Origin of the sequence: Tessaracoccus massiliensis, from assembly GCF_000826065.2 — a bacterium.
GTDB classification, from domain to species: domain Bacteria; phylum Actinomycetota; class Actinomycetes; order Propionibacteriales; family Propionibacteriaceae; genus Arachnia; species Arachnia massiliensis_A.
On record NZ_LN623542.1, the window covers coordinates 563,476 to 586,467 of the forward strand.

Below are 22,992 nucleotides of genomic sequence, written 5' to 3' on the forward strand. Positions count from 1 at the left end.
GCTGAAGGTAGCCTGGGACACCGATACAAGGAGGCTCCCATGCGCAGATTCCTGGCCGCGGCACTGACCGCCGTCCTGCTCGCCTCGGGGTGCACTCCAGGCGACGAGGCGGACACCCCCGGCGGCGCGGAGTCGCCCGCCTCGGCCGCCGCCTCACCCCCCGCGGATCTGCCGGAGGCCACCTCTGAGCTGGCGGATCTGGCGGCCGCACTGACCGCCAACGACGTGTCCACCGTCGCCATGACCACGGATCCTGCCGCCGCGCAGGAAGACCTCACCACGATCTTCAGCGGCATGGACGGCCACTACCCCACGTTCGAGGCCGGCGAACTGGCCTACGAGGGCGAGCAGGCCGTCGGCACGCTGACGGTGTCGTTCGCGATGGGCGAGGACGACTGGTCCTACGCCACGCCCGCCACCTTCACGCTCCAGGACGGCGAGTGGCTGCTCGAGTGGGCCCCCAGCGTGGTCCACCCTGAGCTGACGGAGCAGACGCGGCTGCGGTTCGCGCAGGAGGAGGCCCGCCGCGGCCCCATCAACGACAACACCGGCCTGGCGCTGGTGGAGGAACGCGCGCTGTACGAGGTGGGGCTCGACAAGGCGCGGATCGACGAGGGGCAGTGGGCTACCGTCGCCGCGCAACTGGCAGGGCTCCTCGAGATGGATGCGGAGGCCTACACCGCCAAGGTGCTGGGCGCCGGGCCGAGGGCGTTCGTGATCGCCAAGACGTTGCCCCAGGTGGAGATCCCCGCGGGGGTCGCGGACGTGCCGGGCCGCCACGTGCGGGAGATCCGCGCGGTGCTGGGGCCCAGTTCCACGTTCGCGGCATCCATCCTCGGCACGGTGGGTGAGCCCACGGCGGAGATGATCGAGGCGTCGGAGGGCAAGCTCAGCGTCAACGACAGGGTGGGCCGCTCCGGCCTGCAGTCGCGCTACGACGAGCAGTTGCGCGGCGTGCCCATGATGCGGGTGGATCTGGTGTCGCGGGCGGCGCCGGAGGGCGCGTCGCCGTCGCCCACCCCCATGGAGCCGCGCACGCTGTTCCAGCAGGACGAATCGGTCAGCGAGGGCATCGACCTCAGCCTGGACCGAGACCTCCAGACCAAGGCGGAGGAGGTGCTCAGCACGCAGGAGGGCCTGGCCACGCTGGTGGTCATCAACCTGGCCGACGGTGGGGTGCTCGCCGCGGCACAGTCGCCCACGGGGGGCACCTACCCGCACGCCACATTCGGCAAGTTCGCCCCGGGCTCCACGTTCAAGGTGGTCTCCGCGTTGGCGATGATGCGCCACGGGGTGGGCCCGTCATCGACGGTGCAGTGCCCGGCCACGCTGCCGGTGGACACCTACACGTTCGGCAACTACACCGGCTACGGCCACACCGGCGCCATCACGCTGACGGATGCGTTCAAGTACTCGTGCAACACGGCGTTCGTCGCCGGGGCGGAGCAGGTCACCTCGGAGCAGTTGGCTGCGGCGGCGGGGTCGCTGGGCGTGGGCACTGATTACGATGCCGGGTTCACGTCGAACTTCGGCACGGTGGCGCCGGGCAGCCGGATCGACAGGGCCGCGTCGATGATCGGCCAGGGCCAGGTCACCATGTCGCCGCTGGGCATGGCCTCGGTGGCCGCCTCGGTGGGTTCGGGCCGCACGGTGATCCCGTGGCTGGTGAAAGGCCACGAGGCCAAGCCGACGGCGGCGCCGCTGACGGCCGCCGAGGCGCAGGGCCTGCAGGCCATGATGAAGGCGACGGTGGACACGGGTACGGCTCAGTCGCTGAAGGGCACCATGATCGGCGCGAAGACCGGCACCGCCCAGTGGGGTCCCGCCGGCCAGCAGCAGACGCATGCGTGGATGATCGCCTACAACGACACCGTCGCGGTCTCGGCGTTCGTCGAGGTGGGCGACAGTGGCGGCACCACCGCCGCCCCGCTGATCACGGCCCTGTTCAGCTGAGCGTCCGCGCCCAATCCCTGAGCGACGAGGGCCCCGCAGTCGGTCCCTGAGCGTTCGCCAGCGAGCTCCTGTCCTGAGCCAGGCGCCTGCGAGGCGCCGTGCTGAGCCATTCGCGCGGAACGAACGAATGGTCGAAGTAACGAGCAGCGCGTCTGGCCGAAGGGTGCGAGCCAGCGAACGACGCTTGTACTGAGCCTACCCCAGCGCGAAGCGCCGGGCAGGTCGCAGTGACGGGCCCCCGCAGTCGGTCCGACACCTCACCCACCAGGGTCCAGGTCACATCACGCTACGGCCGCCCTTCGACGCCGCGCGGAGCGCGACGCTCAGGGACCAGGGCGCCCGCAGTCGATCCGACAGCTCAACACAACACCTAACCCCCCATTCGGGTCGCCTCGCTCCCCGTTGATTTCCGTGAGCAATTGGATGGGGTCGTCGCAGCGACACGCCGTGTAACCGCGTTACGGAATCCGTGACCCTATCCAATTGCTCATCGGGGGGCGTCGAGTCGGTCGGCGCCCCTCACTCGTGCTTCCGCAGCGCGCCCGCTGGTTGAGCCGCGCTCTGCGACGAAGTAGCACCGCTGGTTGAGCCGGTCGCCCCCGAGCTTGCGAGAGGCGCGACCGTGTCGAAACCCGGTGAGCTTCTCATCAACCTTGCCTGCAAACTCACCGGTTCGACACCGCTCGTGAAACTCGCGGGCTCAACCAGCGTGAGGACCGCCACCGCTCGTGAAACTCGCCGCCTCAACAGCTCGCGGGCTCAACCAGCGCGGGTGAACTCCGCGTAATCCGCCTGCAACGCGGCGGCCGCGGCCTCTGGGTCCTTCTGCCCGCCGATCAGCTCCTGGAACACCGTGCCCGCGGTATCGGCGAACGACGGTGTGGCGTAGTCGAGGTACGGCAACAGAGTGCCCTGTTCAGACACGGTGGCGAAGGCCTCATACACATCGCGGTTGACGCCCGCTTCGGGCGCGAGCTCAGCGGCGCGCAGCACGGGCATCACTCCGTGCGCGGCGATGGTCTCCATCGCCTTCTCGGTGGTGATGAAATCCAGGTACGCCGCGGCAACCTCCGGGTGGGCCGCATTCGCCGGGATGGACCACGGGATACCGGTGCCGCCGGTGGTGGCCAGGGCGCCGTCGGCCCCCACGGGCGGGGCCATGAACCGCAGGCCCTCCCCGACGGCGGCCTCCAGGTCTGCAGCCAGCCAACTGCCGGCGGGGAGGAACGCGGCATTGCCCTCGGTGAAGGCGCGCCAGGCCGAGTCGTAATCCGTGCCGTTCGGGGAGTCTCCGAGGTAGCCCTCAGCGGCCCAGGCGGCGAACTTGGTGAGCGCCTCGAGGTTTCCTTGGCTGGTCCACCTGCTGCCGACGATGCCCATACCGAGCTTGACCACCTCGTCGGCATCGACAAACGCGGCCTGGAGGGGGCCGAAGACGTGGAGGGCGGGCCACCTGTCCAGGTTGCCGAGCACCATGGGCTGCATGCCGGCGCCGCGGGCGGCGTCGAGCAACTGGAAGTACTCGTCCCACGTGCCCGGCAGCTTCCCGCCCAGCCTGTCGAGGGTGTCCTGGCGGTAGTAGACGCCCACGATCTCGCCGGTCTGAGGGAGCCCGTAGAGGTTGCCCTCGCCGAAGGTGACGCCGTCGGTGGAGTAGCTCATCTTGCTGAGCACCGACGCAGGGAAGCGCTGGGCCCAGCCGTAGGTCTTGGCGAAGGAACTGAGGTCGAGGAGCTGCCCGGCGCTGACGAAGGCCCCCATGTCGGCGCGGGCGTTGTTGACCTGCACCACGTCCGGCACCTCGTTGCCCGAAAGAGCCAGCGTGGTCTGCTTGCGCAGATCGTCGAACGACTGGGACAGCCGCCGGATGCTCACATTGGGGTGAGCCTCCTCGAACTGGGCGTTGAGTTCCTGGATCTGGTCGTTCTGCCCGCCGCGGATCTCCTGATCCCAGACGGTGAGGGTGACGTCGCCGAGGTCAGCGAGGTCGCGGTCCACCGGGGCGAGGGAGGTCTGTGTGGGGGTCGGTTCGACGACGGTGCCGGGCGCGCACGCCGCGACGGCGCCGCTGGCTGCGGCGGCAAGGAACAGGCGGCGCTTCATCGGGGACCTCCTCACTCAGGCTCATCCCCAAGAATGCCAGTAGCTGTCAACGGCCGGGCGGTGCGTCCTGGTTCCGCCCCGCCGACGGACCCTGCGGATCCAGACGGGCAGGTGCAAGTTGTGCAGGGACTCCGCTGCACAACTTGCACCTGCCTGGAGTCGCCGTCGAGCGTCTTGCTAGGCAAGGGAAAGTTGTGCAGGGACTCCGCTGCACAACTTGCACCTGCTCAGCCAACTGGCGACGCGGGCCGGGGGGCTCAGCGCGCCAGGTCGACGTCGTCGTCCGGCGGTCGGGTGCCGTCCATCCGTTTAAGCCCGATGACGCAGGTGATGATGACGGCCAGGAACAGCGCCTTGAGCCAGGACATGTCCTCGTTGCCCGTCAGCGTGGAGTATCCGACGGTGAGGATGGCGCCGAGGCTGGTCCACACCGCGTAGGCCGTGCCGGTGGGGATGTGGTTCATCGCCAGGCCGAGGCCCACCGTCGAGAGGATGACGGTGATCAGGAACAGCACGGTGGGGCCGAGGTTGGTGAAGCTCTCACTCGCGGAGAGCGCATTGGCCCAGACGGCCTCGAGCACGGCACTGACCAGGAGAGTGGGCCAGGCCCAGGTACGTGGCAAACGCATCACGCCACCACCTTCAGGCCCACCACGCAGGTGACGATGCCGACGAGCAGCAGCACCTTCTTCACGCTGGCGGGTTCAGTGCGGGTCAGCATGGCCCACAGCACGGTCAGGGATGCGCCGGTGGCGGTCCACACCGCGTAGGCGGTGCCCGTGGGGAGCGTGTTGAGCGCGATGCCGAGGCCGCCGAGGCTGAGGATGGATGCCACCACGAAAACAGTGGTGGGGAAGGGGCGGCGTAGGCCGTTCGACCGTCCGAGCGCGGTGGCCCACACGGCTTCCAGCACGCCGGAGGCCAAGAGGATGACCCAATCCATGAAGACAACTCCTTCTTGATCCGCCCTCTGCTAGGGGGCCAGTCTTGTCTTCACCGGGTACTGATCCGTCGTCCGGGGCGGGTCGCCGGTACGGATTCTAGCAAGGTCGCACCGCCGTCGACCTCCCGCGACCCCGGGCCAGGCAGGTGCAAGTTGTGCAGCGGAGTTCCTGCACAACTTGCACCTGCCCACCGCGTGGCCGTGGACGGCTAGACTGACGGAATAGTTGAACCCTAAACATTGTTGGAGTGGGTATGGACCTCAACGCACTGGAATTCGGCATCGACACCTTCGGCGACGTGACTGCTGGCCCCGACGGCGCCCTGCTGCCCCACGATCAGGTGGTGCGCAACGTGGTCGACGAGGGCGTGCTCGCCGACGAGGTGGGCCTCGATGCCATCGGCATCGGCGAACACCACCGCGACGACTTCGCGATCTCCTCACCCGAGATGGTGCTGGCCGCCATTGCCGCGCGCACCCAGCGCCTCAAGCTGGCGTCGGCCGTCACTGTGCTCAGCTCCGACGACCCGGTGCGCGTGTTCGAACGCTTCTCCACGCTCGACGCCATCAGCAACGGCCGCGCGGAGATCGTCGTGGGCCGGGGCTCCTTCACCGAGTCCTTCCCACTGTTCGGCTACAGCCTCAAGGACTACCAGGAGCTGTTCGAGGAGAAGCTCGCCCTGTTCGCGCAGCTCATCCACGGAGGGCGACACACCTGGGACGGCACGCTCACGCAGGACCTCGACAACGTCGAGTTGTTCCCGCCCCTGGCCAACGGACCGTTGAAGACGTGGGTCGCGGTGGGTGGCAGCCCAGAGTCGGTGGTGCGCGCCGCGTCGCACGGTCTTCCCCTGATGCTGGCGATCATCGGCGGCCCCACCGCCCGCTTCGCCCCGTTCACCGAGTTGTACCGTCGGGCCCTGGCCGAGTTCGGCAAGGAGCCCCAGCCCATCGGCTACCACTCCTACGGCCACCTCGCGCCCACCGACGACGAGGCGCTCGAGCAGCTCTACCCCGCCTGGCTGGAGCAGAACCGCCGGATCGGCGGCGAGCGCGGCTGGGGCAACATGGGCCGCGAGCACTTCGAGCAGGAGGCAGCGCACGGCTCCATGGCCGTCGGCTCGCCCGAGACCGTCGCCCGGAAGATCGCCGACGGGATGCTGGCGCTGGGCGCGACCCGCTATCAGCTGAAGGTGTCCGCCGGGAAGCTCTCCCACGAGGCCATCATGCGCTCCATCGAGCTGTACGGCACCCGGGTGGTCCCCCTCGTCAAGGACATGCTCGCCGACGGCGGAGCCCTGCCGTGAGCAATTGGATGGGGTCGTGGCACAGATAGGCCATTTTCCCCGGCGTGTCGCGCCGTGACCCTATCCAATTGCTCACGGCGCATCCCCGCCGCGCGTGTCAGGGGGCGGTGCTAGCGTCGGGGCCATGACTGAGACCCGCTCAAGCACGCCCCTCGACAAGGTGGCCGACGAGTTCGTCGGCACCCTGGCCAAGCTCTCGCCCACCTCTGCGACGAGCTGGGGCATCCCCGGCCACGACCATCTGCTCGACGACTTCTCCCCCGCCGGCCTCGACACCCTGGCCAGCGCCACGCGGGACACGCTGGAGGAGGTCAGGCAGACGGAGCCTCAGGATGAGATCGACGAGGTGACCGCCGCCGCCATGACGGAGCGGCTGTCGCTGGATCTCGAGCTGCACGACGCGGGCGAGAGCTACGCCGCCCTCAACAACCTCGCCTCCCCATTGCAGGGCATCCGCGACATCTTCGACCTGATGCCCACAGACACCCACGAGCAGTGGGAGATCATCAGCGAGCGCATGGCCAACGTGCCGGGCGCCATCGATGGCTACATCGAGTCGCTGCGTCACGCGGCGGCAACCGAAGGCATCCCGTTCCCGGCCATCCGCCAGGTGGAGATCGGCATCAAGCAGGCCGAAGGACTAGCCAGGGAGGGTTCGTTCTGGTCGACGTTCGCCGCCTCCGCCCAGGTGCCCGACGCCACGTCGGCGGCACTGGGCCGTCACGCGGATTTCGCCCGCGAGGCCTACGGCAGGCTGGCCGACGCCCTCCGCGAACTCGCCCCGCACGCCCCGCAGGACGACGCCGTGGGCCGCGAGCGCTACGAGCGCTTCTCCCGCTACTTCCTGGGCGCCCGCATCGACCTCGACGAGACCTACGAGTGGGGCCTCGAGGAGCTGGCCCGCATCGTCGCTGAGCAGGACGACATCGCCATGCAGCTCTACGGCGAGGGAACCTCCCCGCAGGAGGCGATGCAGCGCCTCGACGACGACGTCAACCGCCAACTCCACGGCGTGGACGCCCTCAAGAGCTGGATGCAGCAGACCTCGGATCAGGCCGTCGCCGGGCTGGCCGATGTCCACTTCGACATCCCGGAGCCGGTGCGCAAGCTGGAGTGCATGATCGCCCCCAGCAACACGGGCGCGATCTACTACACCCCGCCGTCGGCGGATTTCTCCCGCCCGGGCCGCATGTGGTGGTCCGTGCCGGAAGGGGTGGAGAAGTTCGCCACCTGGAACCAGAAGACCACCGTCTACCACGAGGGCGTGCCCGGCCATCACCTCCAACTGGGGCAGACCATCTACCGCTCGGAGCTGCTCAACACGTGGCGCCGCCTCGTGTGCTGGGTCTCCGGCCACGGCGAGGGCTGGGCCCTCTACGCAGAGCGGCTCATGGCGGACCTCGGCTACCTGGATGATCCGGGAGACCGCATGGGCATGCTCGACGCCCAGCGGATGCGCGCGGCGCGCGTCGTGCTCGACATCGGCGTGCACCTGAAGAAGGACGCCCCCGAACAGTGGGGTGGCGGCACCTGGGACGAGCCGAAGGCATGGGAGTTCCTCAAGGCCAACGTCAACGACGCGGAGGAGTTCCTCCGCTTCGAACTCGACCGCTACCTCGGCTGGCCCGGCCAGGCCCCGTCGTACAAGGTGGGTCAGCGGCTGTGGGAGCAGGCCCGCGACGAGGCCGCCGCCCGCGCCGGCGACAAGTTCGACATCAAGGCCTTCCACCGCCGGGCCCTCGACGTCGGCTCGGTGGGTCTCGACACCCTCCGCGAGGCGTTGGCCAAGGGCTGACCTGGCCGCTGAGTTCAACCACAGTGGTTGAGGAGTTGGACGCGCTGTGGGCGCCCTTCGTCGTGCCCGGCTCCTTCGTCGCCGGGCACGCTCAGGGACCTGGGTAGCGCAGCCTGGGACCTTCGGCGGATTCCACCACCGACGCGCCGCTCTACCCTGGAAGCCATGAGTTCCCGGCGCGCCCTCCTCCTCGGTGCCGCGGCCCTCCCGCTGGCCGCGTGCGGCCGCATCGTGCCGGATTTCGTCGACGACCTGCCGGCCCCGGCACCCGAGTGTCGCGAGCCGGAGGCGCTGGTCGCCTTCGACACCCTGGGCGGCGCGCCCCTGCGCTACGAGATCACCGGCACGGAGCAGAGCTTCAGCGCGGACCCGGCCTTCGTCGAGCAGTTGCAGGCCTGGGCCGCGGACTGGACGGCGGTCAGCGGCCTCGGCCCGCTCGCCGCAGTGTCCACCTACGGCGCCCACGTCGACAAGTGCGGCTCGTGGCACGCGGCCGGGCGCGCGTTCGACTTCGGCGTGCTGACCCACGCCGACGGCACCGAGGTCTCCTGCCGCTACGACCTCTACGGCGACGACCCCGCCCGGTTGCGGCTCTACTGGCGGCTGGCCGCCTCCGTGGCCAAGCACTTCAACTACACGCTGACCTACCGCTACAACGAGCAGCACCACAACCACATCCACATCGACAACGGCGTCTCCGGCTACGAGCCGTTCGGCTTCAATGGAGGCTCGCGCACGCACGTGTCCCTGCTGGGCAACGTCCTGACGTGGGTCTTCGGGATGGAGGTGCCCGGCGACGGCGGCTTCCGCTCCCTCGCCGACGCCGTCCGCCAGGTGCAGCGGGCCAACGGGATCACGCGACCGTTGGCCACCGTCGACGGATGGGCCGCGTTCCTCGACGTCGCCGCCGCTGGGTGAGCCGACCGGCTCAACCAGCGATGAGGGTGCGCGCCCAGGCGCGGACGGCTTCGGCGTCGAAGTGGTCCTGGGCGGGCTTCTGCATGGTGCGCATGAACAGTCGCCGCAGGAAGCCGACCTTGGCGGGCACGTAGCGGCCGGCGAACGACTCGCTGAACTCCGCGTCGACCCGGCCGGCCATGGAGGAGTTGTACCCCAGGCCCTGCTCCCGCGACTCCCGCACGCCGAGGCACGTGTTGTACACCGCGACCCTGGTGCGCTTGAGCGCCTCCCTATGCCGCCCCACCCATGAGACCGCCTCGGGGTACCAGTTGCCGGTGTGGATGCCGCTGCCGAACACCACCAGGTCTTCATCCCCGACGGCGGGCGCATCCTTCAGGTCCGCCACGCGTACGTCGTGGCCGCCCTCCCGCAGCACGTCGGCGACTGTGGTCGCGACGTCGCGGGCGGAGGAGGTGCGGGTCGCGTAACCGACGAGGATGGAGGCCATGCACGTCACGCTAGCAACTGCCCGTCGACGCGCTCCGGCGGGGCCACGAACGTTGCACACACCGCGGAAATCCGTTGGACTGGGGGCATGACCCGCATCGGATTCCATGCCTCGCACGAGCAGACCTCGCCCCGTCAACTGCTTGCCGACGTGTCGCACGCGGAGCGCGCCGGGTTCCAGATGGCGATGTGCTCTGACCACCTGGTGCCCTGGTCCACCAGCCAAGGGCATTCGGGTTACACGTGGAGTTGGCTGGGCGCGGCGCTCGCCAGCACCAACCTCGCGTTCGGCACCGTCACCGCCCCGGGGCAGCGTTACCACCCGGCGATCATGGCGCAGAAGATCGGCACCCTCGCGCAGATGTTCCCGGGCCGTTTCTGGGCGGCGCTGGCCAGCGGCGAGGCGATGAACGAGATCGTCACCGGCGGTGGCTGGCCGCGCAAGGAGATCCGCGAGCAGCGGCTCGACGAATGCGTCGGCATCATCCGTCGTCTCCTGGACGGCGAGGAGGTCTCCCACGACGGCCTGGTCACCGTTGACCGCGCCCGCATCTGGGACCGCCCTGAGGAGCCCCCGTTGCTGCTCGCACCCGCGGTCTCGCCCGAATCCGCTGCGCGGGTGGCGCAGTGGGCCGACGGCCTGATCACCGTCAACCAGAGCCACGAGAACCTCCGCAAGGTGATCGACGCCTACCGGGGCGCCGGCGGCAAGGGGAAGCTGTCGCTGCAGATCCACCTCAGCTGGGGCCCGTCGATGGCCGCGGCAGAGCGGCTGGCGCACGAGCAGTGGGCGGGCAACGCCGTCGGGGCGCCGCTGACGTGGGACATCGCCACCGTCGAAGGATTCGACGCGGCTGCGCGGCACGTCGGGATGGACGCCATCCACGAGGGTGTCCGGATCTCTGACCACATCGCGCAGCACACGGCGTGGTTGAAGGAGTACGAGGAGCTCGGTTTCGAGGACCTGTACCTGCACTTCGTGGGCCAGGAGCAGGCCGCGTTCATCGACGCGTTCGGCTCGCAGGTCTTGCCTGAGTTTGCGTGAGAAGGTCAGATAGAGGCATGAGGATCACCGATACCAGCGATCTCTGGTGGAAGAGCGCAGTGATCTACTGCCTCGACATCGAGACCTACTTTGACCACAACAACGACGGCGTGGGCGACCTCGCGGGCCTGGCGCACCGCATCGACTACCTGGCGGAACTGGGCATCAACACGCTGTGGCTGATGCCGTTCTATCCCAGCCCTGACCGCGACGACGGCTATGACATCAAAGACTTCTACGGCGTGGACCCGCGCCTGGGCAACCACGGCGAACTGGTGGAGGTGATCCGCACCGCCCACAGCCGCGGCATCCGCGTGATCGCGGACCTCATTGTCAACCACACCTCGGACCAGCACCCCTGGTTCGTCGCGTCGCGGCGCAGCACCACCAACCCGTACCGCGACTACTACATCTGGCGCGACACCGAGCCCGGCGACACCTCCGACGAGGTGGTCTTCCCCGGCGAAGAGGATTCGATCTGGACGAAGGACGACCGCACCGGTCAGTGGTATCTGCACCACTTCTACAAGCACCAGCCGGACCTCAACCTCGCCAACCCGAAGGTGATGGACGAGATCCTGCGCACCGTCGGCTTCTGGTTGGAGCTGGGGATCGACGGGTTCCGCGTCGACGCCGTGCCGTTCCTCCTGCAGAACCAGAACACGGCCCCCAGTTCCACGGAATACGTGGACCCGCACGACGTGATCCGCGAGATCCGCGACTTCCTGGGCCGCCGCAAGGGCGACGCGATGCTGCTGGGCGAGGTCAACGTGCCGCACGCCGATCAGCTGAAGTTCTTCGGCGGTGAGCGGGCCGATCAGCTGCACATGATGTTCGACTTCATCGCCATGCAGGCCACGTACCTCGCTTTCGCCCGTGAGGATCCCGCGCCCCTGGTCAAGGCCATCAAGGACCGCCCCGAGATCCACCGCACCTGCCAGTGGGCCACGTTCCTGCGCAACCACGACGAGCTCACCCTCGACAAGCTGACCGACGCCGAGCGCGAGGAGGTCTTCGAGGCGTTCGGGCCGAAGGAGGAGATGCAGGTCTACGACCGCGGCCTCAAGCGTCGGCTGCCGCCGATGTTCGACGGCGACCCCCGCCGCGTGCGGATGGCGTACTCGCTGATGTTCTCGCTGCCCGGCTCCCCCACGCTGTACTACGGCGAGGAGATCGGCATGGGCGAGGACCTGGCAGCGGAGGGCCGTATGTCGGTGCGCACGCCCATGCAGTGGAACAGCAGCAAGAACGGCGGCTTCTCCGACGCGGCGCCCAGCAAGCTGATCCAGCGCCCGGTGCCCGACGGCTTCGGGCCGGATCACGTCAACGTCGCAGATCAGCGCCACGATCCTGAGTCGCTCTGGTCGCTCATCCGCTCACTGATCGCGGTGCGCCGTCAGCGCCCGGAGATCGGTTGGGGCGAGTTCGAGGTGCTCGACTGCGGATCCAGGTCCGTCCTGGCGCACCGCGTTTCGCTCGAGGGCAGCGCCGTACTGGCGGTGCACAACTTCTCCGCCGACGCGGCCAGCGTCACCATCCGCGACGGCTTCACGCCCGACGACGTGGTGCAGGACCTGCTCGACAACCAGTCGCTGGTGGCTCATGAGGGCAGCCTGGAGGTCGCCCTGGACGGCTACGGCTACCGCTGGTTCCGCGTCATCCCTGGCCCCTGAGCGCGAGTTGCTGGTCCCTGAGCGTCGCCGGCGAGGAACGAGCCAGGTCGAAGTGAAGGGCGGCCGCAGCGACTCTTTGGCCTCCACCACTGTGGTTGAGGTGTGGGATTGGCTGCGGGTGCCCTTCGTCAGGGGACCGTCAGTCGAAGATGGGGCCCACGTTGCGGGTGCGCTTCAGCTCGAAGAAGCCCGGGTAGGCGGTGACCTTCACGAAGCCGTCGAACAGCTCGCCGGCCTCCTCGCCCTTCGGCGCGGGCGAGATGACGGGCCCGAACAGGCTCATGCCGTTGACGCGCACCACGGGGGTGCCCACCTCGTCGCCGACGGGGTCCATGCCCTCGTGGTGCGAGCGGCGCAGGTCGTCGTCGATGTCGCCGGTCTGGGCGATGTCGATGATGTCCGCATCCGCGCCGACGGTGGCCAGGGCGTCCTTGACCGTCTCGGGCGTGACCTCCTCCTCGTTGGGGTGGAAGCGGGTGCCGAGTTCGGTGTAGAACTCGCGCAGCTTCTCGGAGCCGTGGCGCTGCTCCACCAGGAGCGCTGCGCGGGCGGGCACCCAGGCGCGGTCCATGAGGTCGCGGTAGCTGTCGGGGAGGTCGCGGCCGTCGTTGAGGACCGAGAGGCTCATCACGTGGAAGGTGACCTTCACGTCGCGGACCTTCTCCACCTCCAGCATCCAGCGGGAGGTCATCCAGGCCCAGGGGCAGATGGGATCGAACCAGAAGTCAACATCGGTTGTCATGGTCCCATCTCACCGCATCACGCGCTGGTTGAGCCTGCGAGCGCAGCATCACGCTGGTTGAGCCTGCGAGCGCAGCGAGCAGTGTCGAAACTGCCAAGCCTTCAAGCACCCTTGCCTGAAACGCGCCCGGTTTCGACACGGTCACGCCGCTCGTACCTCGCGGCGACCGGCTCAACCAGCGGCTCAGCCGGCGAGGGCGTCGGAGGCCTCGACCTCGGCGCGCTCGGCGCTCTCCTCAGCGAACTCCGCCTGGCCCTTCGACGAGCGCACCCACTTGTCGACGATGGCGGCGATGGCGCCGTCGCCGGTCACGTTGGTGGCGGTGCCGAAGGAGTCGATGGCGATGTAGGTGGCGATCATCAGGCCCACCTGCGCCTCGGTGAAGCCCAGCATCGACGACAGCAGGCCGGCGGCCGTCATGATCGCGCCGCCGGGGACGCCGGGGGCAGCGACCATCATGATGCCCAGCATGAAGATGAAGGCGATGATCAGGCCGGGCTCAACGGAGATGCCCGAGAGCATCATCACCGCGATGGCGAAGCAGGTGATCTTGATCATCGAGCCGGCCAGGTGGATGGTGGCGCACAGCGGCACGGCGAACGCAGCCACGGGCTGCGAGACACCGTTCTTCAGGGTGCAGCGCAGCGTCACCGGGATGGTGGCGGCCGACGATGAGGTGCCCAGCGCCGTCGCGTAGGCGGGCAGCATGGTGCCCAGCATCTTGAAGGGGTTCTTGCCGACGGCGGCGCCGGCCACCATGAACTGCAGCACCAGCATGATCCAGGTCAGGATGAACACGAACACCACCACGCCCAGGAACGTGACGATGACCGTGGCCACCTGGCCGCCCTGCGTCATGTTGAGGAAGATGCCGAAGATGTAGAGGGGCAGCAGGGGCAGGATGATCTTGGCGATGACCCAGTTGACCAGCTCGCGCAGTTCGCGGAAGCCGCGCAGCAGGCCTCCGGCGCGGATGGCGGTCAGCGCGATGCCCACCACGAAGGCCAGCACGACGGCGGTGGTCACGCCGAACAGCGGCGGGATGGGCAGTTCGAAGTAGGGGCTGAGCAGCGCCTCTTCGGGGTTGGTCAGCGACTCTGCGCCCTCCGACGGCAGCACCCGCGGCAGCACCAGCATTGAGGCCCCGTAGCCCATGAGGCCGGCGATGAGCGTGGAGAGGTAGGCGATACCTGCGGTGATGGCCAGCCACTTGCCGGCCCCGCGCCCCAGGTCGGCAATGGCCGGGGCGATGAGTCCGAGGATGATCAGCGGGATCGCGAAGCCCAGGAACTGGCCGAACAGCCCGTTGAACGTCACGAAGATGCGGGTGGCCCAATCCGGCAACACGAAGCCCAGCAGCACGCCCAGCACGATGGCGACGACGATGCGGGGCAGCAACCCGAAGGTGAACCTGCGCGGCTCGGCGGTCTCAGCACTCATGGGAGAAAGTTACTCCCGCCGAGCCCTTGAATTCTGCCGTTTCTCCCTATAGGAGACGCCGCGCCACCGAAAGGGCCTGCCGCACGTAGCCGCCGCCGAACAGCGCCACGTGCACCAACAGCATGTGCAGCTGGTGGAGGGGTACCCGCTCCCGCCATCCGTCGGCCAGCGGGCTGACCTCCTGATAGCCGGCGACGGTGGCCTCCAGGTGCGGAGAGCCGAACAGCGCCAGTTCCGCCAGGTCGGTTTCCGCGTGCCCGCCGTTGGCGCAGGGGTCGATGAGCGTGCCGACGGCGCCACCATCAGCGCGGGACCACACCACGTTGCCTCCCCAGAGATCGCCGTGGATGCGGGCGACCTCCCTACACAGCCCCGGCTGCGGATGGTCGAAGCGACCCGAGGCGACGGCGTCACAGGCCCGGTGCAGCAGCGCTGCGTCGTCGGCGTCGAGCGAACCGGCCTGCGCCACATACGGCCGCAGGCGCGCCTCGGCGTAATACTCGCCGAAACTTCCCCACGACGGCTCCGCGGCGGCGGGGGTGGGCAACTCCGCGGTGACCAAATCTGCCGGGTCCATCCCGGGCGGCGCCTCGCCCCACCACCGCGCGCCGGCTGCGTGCGTGTGCGCCAGCCGCCTACCGAACTCCGCGGCATCCTCCCACGACGGCGACGCGGAATCCAGGAACCTCGTCTCCAACCACGTGCCGCCGGAATCGACCAGGTCGGCGACGGCGGCGCCGTCGGGTCCAGCGTCCTGCAGCCAGCGCAAGGAGGCGACCTCCGTGGCGATCGCGCGGCGGCTGCCCGTCTTCCTGAAGGTCTCCATGACCCCACGGTAGCGAGCCGTCCGCCTCCGCCGCGCGCGTACGGTAGCGGATCCGCAGCAGGTGGTTTTACACCCGTTTGGGCCTGGCAAGCACCGTTACCGGCTCGTTACTGTTGAAGGTGCGGTCCAATGGCCGCAGGAGACCAACGAGAGGAGCCCTCCTGATGTCGTCCCCAACCTTCGAACCTCGACCCGACGAGCCTCAGGTGCCCGCAGATTCCGGCTACACCGGTTTCGACGCGGACGCCGACACCCCCGGACGCGCCGAGCAGGCCGCCGATTCCCTCAAGGGCCCTGCCGGTGACGTGAAGGACACCGCAGTGGACGCCGGCCGCGACGTGCTCGACACCGCTAAGGCCGAGGCCGCCCAGGTCGCCGACGAGGCGAAACACCAGGGTCGCCGCCTGCTCGACGAGAGCGTCGGCGAACTGCGCTCGCAGGCAGGCACCCTCCAGGCGAAGCTCGCCGACACCGTCGACGCGTTCGCCGAGGAGCTCGGCGTGTTGTCGGCCAACACCGAATCCGACGGCCCGCTGACCCACTTCGCGGGCGACGCCCACGACTGGGGCCGTAAGGCCTCCACCTGGCTGCGCGACAACGAGCCGGATCAGGTGCTCACCAGCGTGCGCCGCTACGCCGCGCGCAACCCGTGGACGTTCCTGGCCATCGCCGCCGGCGCCGGCCTGATCGCCGGCCGGGTGGCGCGCAGCCTGCGCGACGCCAATGCCGACGACGCCCCGCAGCTCCCCCGCGACACCTACGGCTACGACGAGGCCCGCCCCGCCGTCGGCCGCGATCCGTATGCGTTGAACGCGCCCCGCGAGGAGCACTTCGGTGACGACTACGGTCAGCCCACCACCCCGGGCCTGGCCAATCCCGTCCCGCCGGTCCCGGGCCAGCCGCCCGTGCCCGGGCCGGGTGCGCAGCCCAACCCGAACCCGTGGCAGGGGAACGTATGAGTCACACCCCCGACATGGCCCGTCGGGTGGAGCACGCCGACGAGATCGCCCCTGAGATGGGGGATCACGCTCCGGCGGCGGCATTCGACGACGTGGGCCAGTACCACCGTGAAGCAGACCCGCGTTCGCTGGGGGAGATCGCCAGCGACGTGCTGGACAACGCCTCCACCCTGATCCGTCAGGAAGTGGAGCTCGCCAAGGCCGAGGTCAAGCAGTCGGCTTCCAGGGCCGGGAAGGGCGCGGGCCTCCTGTCGGGCGCCGCCATCGCCGGCTACCTGGGGCTGCTGTTCCTGTCCCTGGCCGCGTGGTGGGGCCTCGCCATCCTGATCGGGAGCTACGCCGAGCCCGCGCTGGGCATTTCGGGCCTGATCGTTGGCGTGCTGTACCTCATCATCGCCGCCGTGCTCGGCATGACGGGCAAGGGCGAACTGAGCAAGATCAAGGGTCTGCCGAAGACCACCGAGACCGTGAGCAAGATTCCCAACGCCGCAACGGGCCAGGAGGAGAAGAACCGATGAGCGAGAACCCCGAGCAGATCCGCCGTGACATTGAGCGGACCCGCACAGACCTCAGCAACAACGTCAACGCACTGGCAGATTCCGGCAACCCCGCGAAGGTCGCCCAGCGCCAGGTGGACAAGGTCAAGGACAGCGCCCGCGGCGTGAAGGAGCGCATCTTCGGCTCGCCGTACGACCCGTACGACGACGGCGCGGTGGGCGACGCCCGCGACCGCGTCGCAGGCGTCGTCGACGACGCGGGTCAGGCCGTGCAGGACGCGCCGCGCCAGGTGCGTCGCCACACGCAGGGCAACCCGCTGTCCGCCGGCCTGATCGCCTTCGGCCTCGGCGCCCTGGTGGGCGGGCTGATCCCGTCCAGCCGCAAGGAGCAGGAACTGGTGGACCAGGCCAAGGAGCAGGCGCAGCCGCTCGTGGCCGAGGCCAAGGAGATGGCCCAGGAGGCCGTCGACCACCTGAAGCCCGCAGCCCAGGAGGCCGCCGAGTCCCTCAAGGCCACCGCTCAGGACGGTGCCCAGAATGTGAAGGGCGACGCTCAGCACGCCGTCGACGATGTGAAGTCGCAGACCCAGCAGTCTGTCGACGACGCCCGCTCCGACGATCGCAACCCCCTCTGATCGCTGGTTGAGCCCGCGCGCTCTGCGAGCAGAGCCGAAACCCGGCGAGCTTCCCGTCAACCTGACGGTCGGCTCACCGGGTTTCTTCGTCTGACTACCCTTGTCTCCATGACTGGGCGCGACGTCGGGGGATGGTTCCGCACCGCTGTCGACGGTGCCGTCGTCCTTCCCAACACCGCGGCGTGGGGTCCGGGCACGGGTGACTTCGGGCGGCAGTCCCACCGCGACGACCTCGACGCTGCCGCCGATCTCTTCCGCGGGCGTCCCACGATGGTGCTCACCGGCGCGGGCATGTCGACGGGCTCCGGGCTGCCGGATTACCGCGGCCGCGACGCCGTGCCCCGCTCCCCCATGATGTTCCAGGAGTTCGTGGGCTCAGACCTCAGCCGCCGTCGATACTGGGCTCGCTCCACCGTCGGTTGGCGGTCCTTCGACGCGGCCTGCCCCAACGAGGCCCACCACCTCCTGGCCCGCCTCGGCGAGCTCACGCCGTTGACGGGCATCATCACCCAGAACGTCGACGGCCTGCACCAGGAGGCGGGATCGCACCCCGTCGTCGACCTGCACGGCAACCTCGACCGCGTGGTGTGCCTGGAATGTGACCACATCTTCGACCGGCGAGACCTCCAGGAGCAGTTCCTCCACCTCAACCCCGGAGTCGCGGCGCACCTGGACCAGCTCGCGGCCGACGCCAGCACCGCGCCCGACGGCGACGCCGAGGTGGACCGCACGCAGGATTTCGTCTACCCCGAATGCCCCATCTGCGGCGGGATGCTGAAGCCGGACGTCGTGTTCTTCGGCGAGAACGCCCACCGCGACGTGGTGGCCCGGGCCAACCGCCTCCTCGACGTGTCCGATGTGCTGCTGGTGCTCGGCTCCAGCCTCACGGTGATGAGCGGGCTGCGGTTCGCCCGTCGCGCCGCCCGGGAGGGCAAGGATGTGATCATCGCCAACGACGGCGCCACCCGCGGCGACGACGTGGCCACTCTCCGCCTCCACGGCCGGCTCCAGGACATCCTCGGCCACTGGGTGCACCTCCTCGGCCCCTGAGCATGGCCCGCGACGAAGGACCGGTTACGTCGTGACCCCATTGGCCCTAGAATCAGCGCGACACTGACGCTCTCGGAAGGGGCACCCATGGCCGGCGGACTCGCAGCCCTCCTCGACGACATCGCCGCGATCGCGCGCGCTGCCGCAGCCTCCGTCGACGACGTCGCGGCCGCGGCCGGCAAGGCGTCGGCCAAGGCCGTGGGCGTCGTCGTGGACGATGCCGCGGTGACCCCCCGCTACGTGCACGGCTTCTCGCCGGACCGTGAGCTGCCGGTGATCTGGAAGATCGCCGCGGGCTCCGTCCGCAACAAGCTGCTGTTCATCCTCCCGGCCATCCTGCTGCTGAGCCAGTTCGCAGGCTGGGCGCTCACTCCCCTGCTGATGCTGGGCGGTCTATACCTCTCCTATGAGGGCGTGGAGAAGATCTGGGAATCGCTGAGCGGGCACTCGAAGGCGAAGAAGGCCCCAGCGCTGGTGAAGGGCGGCGACGCCGAGGACGCCATGGTCAAGGGCGCCATCACCACAGATTTCATCCTCTCGGCCGAGATCATGGTCATCTCCCTCAACGAGCTGACGGATCTGAGCTTCTGGATGCGCGCGGGCGCGCTGGTCGTGGTGGCGTTCGGCATCACGGCGCTGGTCTACGGCGTGGTGGCGATCATCGTGAAGATGGACGACGTCGGGCTCAAGCTCGCCGCCAGGCCTGGCACCAAGGGCTTCGGCGAGGGCCTGGTCAAGGCCATGCCCATCGTGTTGAAGGTGCTGTCCATCGTGGGTGTCGCCGCGATGCTGTGGGTGGGCGGCCACATCCTGCTGGTCGGCATCCACGAGTTGGGCTTCCATCCCATCTACAACTTCGTGCACGGTCTTGAGGAGTCTGCAGCGGCTGCCGCTGGCGGCTTCGTCGGCTGGCTGGTCAACACCTTCTTCTCCGCGCTGCTGGGCATCTTCTTCGGTGCCATCCTCGTGGTGATCATGCACCTACTGCCCTTCGGTAAGAAGCACCACGACGAGGACGACGAGCTCGCCGCCGAGGACGTCCCCGTCGTGCCCTCCAGCGCGACCCGCGACCCCGAGGCCCACTGACCCACGCGCTCCCACCCGCTATGCTCCACCGTCGCACGCCGGAACCTGGCGGATTCTGAGATCCTCTCAGCGCTCTCAGTGAGCCTGGCCGCGAGAGCCTAGTGGGAAACGGGTGCAGAAGTGGGCACAACCTGAGAAGATGATTTGGATTTCTCAGGATTGCTGCTTAGTATTCCGGGGTCAGACATTCGGAAGGCACCCCCACAGATATGTTCAAGCGAGTTCTCCACCTGCTGGTGGTCACCATCATGGGCGTCACTCTCGGCGTGGCCTATGCAGGCAATGCCCAGGCGGCAGACACCAACGTGTACACCCAGCCGGGGCACCACTTCGTCAACGGTCGCTACTGGAAGACGGAGTGCGAGATGTACTCCCGCGACATCGTGCGCTGCAGCACCGACATCTGGGCCACCAGCGTCGTCAACCACAAGGGTCGCTACGTCACGCACGATGGATGGGTGTTCAACACGCTGACCTACCTCCCCTCAGACCGTGCATCCTGGGGCGACAACCCGCTGGCCAAGACCGGCGACTGGGTTGGCGAAGACGGCCGCCGCTGGAAGACCGAGTGCGACACCGCCGCCACCGGCCGTGGCGCCTGCCGCTCCTACGCGGTGACCCACACCATCGAGACTGCCACCGGCACCTACACCACGGCCAAGTCGTGGGTCATCAACAACATCGTGCAGTTCTCCACCGCGAGCGTCCCGGCCGTGAAGTCCATCCCCGCCGCCGCCCCCGCGCTGAGCTGGGTGCCCGTCGAGAAGCCCATCCCGGATGTCACCACCGGCCAGCAGGTCGTCGAGTACGCGCTGTCCAAGGTGGGCTCGAGCTACCGCCACGCGAACTCCGGCCCCAACGCCTTCGACTGCTCCGGCCTCACCTCCTGGGCGTACCGCCAGGTGGGCATCGACCTGCCCCGCTCCTCCCGCTCGCAGGTGGGTGCCGGCAAGCGGATCTCGAAGAGCGAGCTGCAGCCCGGGGACCTGGTGTTCTACTACAGCCCCGTCAGTCACGTGGCCATCTACATCGGAGACGGCAAGATCGTCGACGCGGCCAACCCGCGCACCGGCGTGCGCGTCGCCTCGCTGAACTCGATGCCGTACGCCGGCGCCACCCGCGTCGTCAACGGCTGACTCCCAAGCCTTCAGGAACGCCCGCCCCTCATGGGGGCGGGCGTTTGCGGTTCCTGAGCGCGCCCCGCGCGACGACGAAGGAGCCCGGCACAACGAAGGGCCCCCGCAACATCACCAGCACCCCAACCACAGTGGCCAGGGTCACGGAGACTGCGGGGCCCCTTCGACGCTCGCAGAGCTCACGCTCAGGCAGTGACGCGATCGACGTCGATCAGCATCGCGACGTCGGGGTGCCGCCCGGCCAGGCGGATCCCCGCCGTCGACAGCTGGCGGCCGGTCATCACGCCCAGCTCGTAGTCGAAGCCCACGAGCGAGACCCGGTAGCGCGAGTCAGGCTCCAACCCGGGCAGCCGAATCTCGCCCAACTCCGGCATCATCGGCTCGTCGAGCACGGCGAAGCTGAACAGCGCCCGTTCCGGGCTGACGACCCCCTTGAGGTACATGTCCGGGTGTCCCATGTCGACGCGGACCAGGCGACCCGTGTGCAGCAGCCCACGCGCCTGCTTGTAGACCCCGATCCAGAGCTTGAGCCGCTCCATCTCCTCGTCGCTGACCTGCGTGAGGTCCCATTCGATGCCGAGGTGCCCGAACAGTGCGGTGGCGGCGCGGAAGTCGATGGTGTGCCGGCGCGCCGTGACGTGCGACAGGCCTGAGGCGATGTGGCTGCCCATCAGCTCCAGCGGCAGCAACTGCCCGGTCCACCAGAGCATCTTCTGGCGCGAATGCGGGTCGATGTTGTCCGAGACCCACACGCGCTCGGCGCGCTGCATGATCTCCAGGTCGATCCGCGAACCGCCTGAGCTGCAGGATTCGAATTCGCACTCCGGGTGGAGCTCGCGCAACTCATCGAGCAGGCGGTAGAACGCCCGCGTCTGCGCCGAGACCCCCGGGCGGCCCCCGTCCACCGCGGAGCCCGCGTCGATGAGGTCGCGGTTGTGGTCCCACTTCACATAGTCGACGGCGTACTCGCTGAGGATGGCGGAGACCTGGTCGCGCACATGACGGTAGGCACCGTCGACGGCGAGGTTGAGCACCTGCTGGAAGCGCCACTCGGCGGGCAGCCTGCCCTCCGGTTGCAGGATCCACTCGGGGTGCGCGCGGGCCACGTCGGAATCCGGGTTGACCATCTCCGGCTCGAACCAGAGGCCGAACTGCATGCCGTGGCCGCGCACCTGGTTGACGAGCGGATGCAGGCCGTCGGGGTGGACGTCCGGGCTGACCACCCAGTCACCCAGCCCGGCTCGTTCGTGGCGGCGGGCGCCGAACCAGCCGTCGTCGAGCACGAACCGTTCGACGCCCACCTCGGCGGCGCGGTCGACGAGGGCGCGCAGGTGCCCGGCGTCGTGGTTGAAGTAGACGGCCTCCCACGAGTTCAGCGTCACGGGGCGCGGGCTGTCGGGGTGAACCGGCAGGGAGCGGAGGTAGCGGTGGAAGCGGCCGGCCTGGCCGTCGAGCCCCACCGCGTGGTTGAAGTAGATCCACGGCGAGGTGTAGCTCTCCCCCGCGGCCAGGAGGCCTTCGCCGGGCAGCAGAAGTTCGCCGCCGCCCAGCACCTGGACGCCCGGCATCACGCGCTCGGCGAGGTGGAGGTGGTTGCCGCTCCAGGCGGTGTGGACGCCCCAGATCTCGCCGGTGTCGTAGCCGAAGCCCTTCTCGCCGGCGCTCAGCACGTAGGCCGAATCCGGGCCGGTGCGGCCCCGGCGGCCCTCGCGCCGGTGCGTGCCGATCGTCAGGTCGAAGCTTTGGGGCACGCGCTCCTGGCCCCAGCGGCCGCCGAAGTCGAGGATCTCCGAGGCCCGGTTCGGGATGGGCAGGGCGATGGTGAGCTGGTCGACGGTGTACTCGTCGTCGGCGGTGTTCGTCACGCTCGCCTGAGCCCTGACCAGGCCCTCGGGCAACAGCTCGACGCGCAGGCTCAGCGCCAGGCCCGCGTCGTCGGCCGTTGCGCGGAACTCGACGGCCGCCGGGCCCGCGGACGTGAGCCCCTCGCCGACGGCGGTCCCGTCGACGGTGACCGCCTCGAGGCGCCAGGCGGGAGTCCAGCCGCGGCCGCGTCGGGACCCGACCAGGCCGGGCGTGCCCACCCAGCCGAACCGCGCCTCGGGCAGCAGCCCCACGCGCAGCGGCGCCTGGATGTTGTTGTGCTCGGCGGTGTAGGCGGTGGCACGGAGTTGGGCGGCGACGTCGTCGTAGGTGAGCGCGCCGAGGTCGCCGCCCCAGTGCCTGACCTCGGGGAGCCCGCCGTCGGTGACGAGAAGGAGCGAGACGTCGTCGGCCCGCAGGTGGATGGTGATCATGGCGCCATCCTAGGATCAGCATTGCCGCCACGAGAGCGGTTTCCCGGGCAGGTGCGTTCCGCCGAGCTGCTGTGTCTGTCTGGTTTAGCTGAAGGGTT

20 protein-coding genes and 1 riboswitch are annotated in these 22,992 nt (G+C 69.0%); of the genes, 12 read left to right on the forward strand and 8 right to left on the reverse strand.

The genetic code is table 11. The features are described from left to right. The first annotated feature begins 39 nt into the window (after positions 1–39). Positions 40–1,953, forward strand: a complete 1,914-nt coding sequence (locus BN1186_RS09725; RefSeq protein ID WP_040283792.1) for a penicillin-binding transpeptidase domain-containing protein — start codon at positions 40–42, stop codon at positions 1,951–1,953. 759 nt (positions 1,954–2,712) lie between these two features. On the opposite strand, the gene BN1186_RS09730 is transcribed toward BN1186_RS09725, so the two are convergent. The 3 genes from BN1186_RS09730 to BN1186_RS09740 all read right to left on the reverse strand — a co-directional run bounded on the left by BN1186_RS09730 (position 2,713) and on the right by BN1186_RS09740 (position 4,999). Beyond that, on the reverse strand, positions 2,713–4,056 hold the full coding sequence (locus BN1186_RS09730) for an ABC transporter substrate-binding protein (RefSeq protein ID WP_040283793.1): 1,344 nt from the start codon (positions 4,054–4,056) through the stop codon (positions 2,713–2,715). Positions 4,057–4,313: 257 nt separating this feature from the next. Next, positions 4,314–4,685, reverse strand: a complete 372-nt coding sequence (locus BN1186_RS09735; protein ID WP_040283794.1) for a DMT family transporter — start codon at positions 4,683–4,685, stop codon at positions 4,314–4,316. Further along, a complete protein-coding gene (locus BN1186_RS09740; protein ID WP_040283795.1) occupies positions 4,685–4,999 on the reverse strand; it encodes a DMT family transporter in 315 nt (104 codons plus the stop codon). Before BN1186_RS09740 ends, BN1186_RS09735 begins: the two co-directional genes overlap by 1 nt. A 33-nt stretch (positions 5,000–5,032) precedes the next feature. Then, positions 5,033–5,091: riboswitch (guanidine-III (ykkC-III) riboswitch) on the reverse strand. Positions 5,092–5,253: 162 nt separating this feature from the next. On the opposite strand from BN1186_RS09740, the gene BN1186_RS09745 reads away from it, so the two are divergent. The 3 genes from BN1186_RS09745 (at position 5,254) to BN1186_RS09755 (ending at position 9,019) form a co-directional block, all read left to right on the forward strand. After that, on the forward strand, positions 5,254–6,306 hold the full coding sequence (locus tag BN1186_RS09745; protein WP_040283796.1) for an LLM class flavin-dependent oxidoreductase: 1,053 nt from the start codon (positions 5,254–5,256) through the stop codon (positions 6,304–6,306). A 124-nt stretch (positions 6,307–6,430) separates the two neighbouring features. After that, a complete protein-coding gene (locus tag BN1186_RS09750; RefSeq protein WP_040283797.1) occupies positions 6,431–8,101 on the forward strand; it encodes a DUF885 domain-containing protein in 1,671 nt (556 codons plus the stop codon). A 165-nt stretch (positions 8,102–8,266) separates the two neighbouring features. Next, entirely contained in the window at positions 8,267–9,019 is a 753-nt protein-coding gene (locus BN1186_RS09755) for an extensin family protein (RefSeq protein ID WP_052460008.1), read from the forward strand. A gap of 10 nt (positions 9,020–9,029) precedes the next feature. Here BN1186_RS09755 and BN1186_RS09760 read toward each other — a convergent pair whose 3' ends face one another. Next, positions 9,030–9,509: a flavodoxin domain-containing protein gene (locus tag BN1186_RS09760; protein ID WP_040283798.1), complete on the reverse strand. Its 480-nt coding sequence runs from the start codon at positions 9,507–9,509 to the stop codon at positions 9,030–9,032. 87 nt (positions 9,510–9,596) lie between these two features. On the opposite strand from BN1186_RS09760, the gene BN1186_RS09765 reads away from it, so the two are divergent. Beyond that, positions 9,597–10,553, forward strand: a complete 957-nt coding sequence (locus BN1186_RS09765; RefSeq protein ID WP_040283799.1) for a TIGR03885 family FMN-dependent LLM class oxidoreductase — start codon at positions 9,597–9,599, stop codon at positions 10,551–10,553. A gap of 17 nt (positions 10,554–10,570) precedes the next feature. Next, positions 10,571–12,226 (forward strand): alpha-amylase family protein, encoded by a 1,656-nt coding sequence (locus tag BN1186_RS09770; RefSeq protein ID WP_040283800.1) that lies wholly within the window; start codon positions 10,571–10,573, stop codon positions 12,224–12,226. Positions 12,227–12,365: 139 nt separating this feature from the next. Here BN1186_RS09770 and BN1186_RS09775 read toward each other — a convergent pair whose 3' ends face one another. The 3 genes from BN1186_RS09775 to BN1186_RS09785 all read right to left on the reverse strand — a co-directional run bounded on the left by BN1186_RS09775 (position 12,366) and on the right by BN1186_RS09785 (position 15,234). After that, positions 12,366–12,968, reverse strand: coding sequence for a DsbA family protein (locus BN1186_RS09775; RefSeq protein ID WP_180349057.1), 603 nt, complete (start codon positions 12,966–12,968; stop codon positions 12,366–12,368). Positions 12,969–13,151: 183 nt separating this feature from the next. After that, positions 13,152–14,408: a dicarboxylate/amino acid:cation symporter gene (locus BN1186_RS09780; protein ID WP_040283801.1), complete on the reverse strand. Its 1,257-nt coding sequence runs from the start codon at positions 14,406–14,408 to the stop codon at positions 13,152–13,154. A 46-nt stretch (positions 14,409–14,454) separates the two neighbouring features. Further along, positions 14,455–15,234, reverse strand: a complete 780-nt coding sequence (locus tag BN1186_RS09785; RefSeq protein ID WP_040283802.1) for a fructosamine kinase family protein — start codon at positions 15,232–15,234, stop codon at positions 14,455–14,457. 164 nt (positions 15,235–15,398) lie between these two features. Here BN1186_RS09785 and BN1186_RS15540 point away from each other — a divergent pair, with 164 nt between their 5' ends. The 6 genes from BN1186_RS15540 (at position 15,399) to BN1186_RS09815 (ending at position 20,597) form a co-directional block, all read left to right on the forward strand. Next, entirely contained in the window at positions 15,399–16,193 is a 795-nt protein-coding gene (locus BN1186_RS15540; protein ID WP_052460009.1) for an ATP synthase subunit B family protein, read from the forward strand. Beyond that, a complete protein-coding gene (locus BN1186_RS09795) occupies positions 16,190–16,711 on the forward strand; it encodes a phage holin family protein (RefSeq protein WP_218975448.1) in 522 nt (173 codons plus the stop codon). Before BN1186_RS15540 ends, BN1186_RS09795 begins: the two co-directional genes overlap by 4 nt. Then, positions 16,708–17,325, forward strand: coding sequence for a DUF3618 domain-containing protein (locus BN1186_RS09800; RefSeq protein WP_040283803.1), 618 nt, complete (start codon positions 16,708–16,710; stop codon positions 17,323–17,325). The genes BN1186_RS09795 and BN1186_RS09800 overlap by 4 nt, the downstream gene beginning before the upstream one ends. A gap of 108 nt (positions 17,326–17,433) precedes the next feature. Next, a complete protein-coding gene (locus BN1186_RS09805) occupies positions 17,434–18,375 on the forward strand; it encodes a Sir2 family NAD-dependent protein deacetylase (RefSeq protein ID WP_040283804.1) in 942 nt (313 codons plus the stop codon). Positions 18,376–18,462: 87 nt separating this feature from the next. Continuing rightward, entirely contained in the window at positions 18,463–19,461 is a 999-nt protein-coding gene (locus tag BN1186_RS09810; protein WP_052460010.1) for a DUF808 domain-containing protein, read from the forward strand. 209 nt (positions 19,462–19,670) lie between these two features. Continuing rightward, entirely contained in the window at positions 19,671–20,597 is a 927-nt protein-coding gene (locus tag BN1186_RS09815; protein ID WP_052460011.1) for a C40 family peptidase, read from the forward strand. A 185-nt stretch (positions 20,598–20,782) separates the two neighbouring features. Here BN1186_RS09815 and BN1186_RS09820 read toward each other — a convergent pair whose 3' ends face one another. After that, positions 20,783–22,894: an alpha-galactosidase gene (locus BN1186_RS09820; RefSeq protein WP_040283805.1), complete on the reverse strand. Its 2,112-nt coding sequence runs from the start codon at positions 22,892–22,894 to the stop codon at positions 20,783–20,785. Positions 22,895–22,992 lie beyond the last annotated feature (98 nt).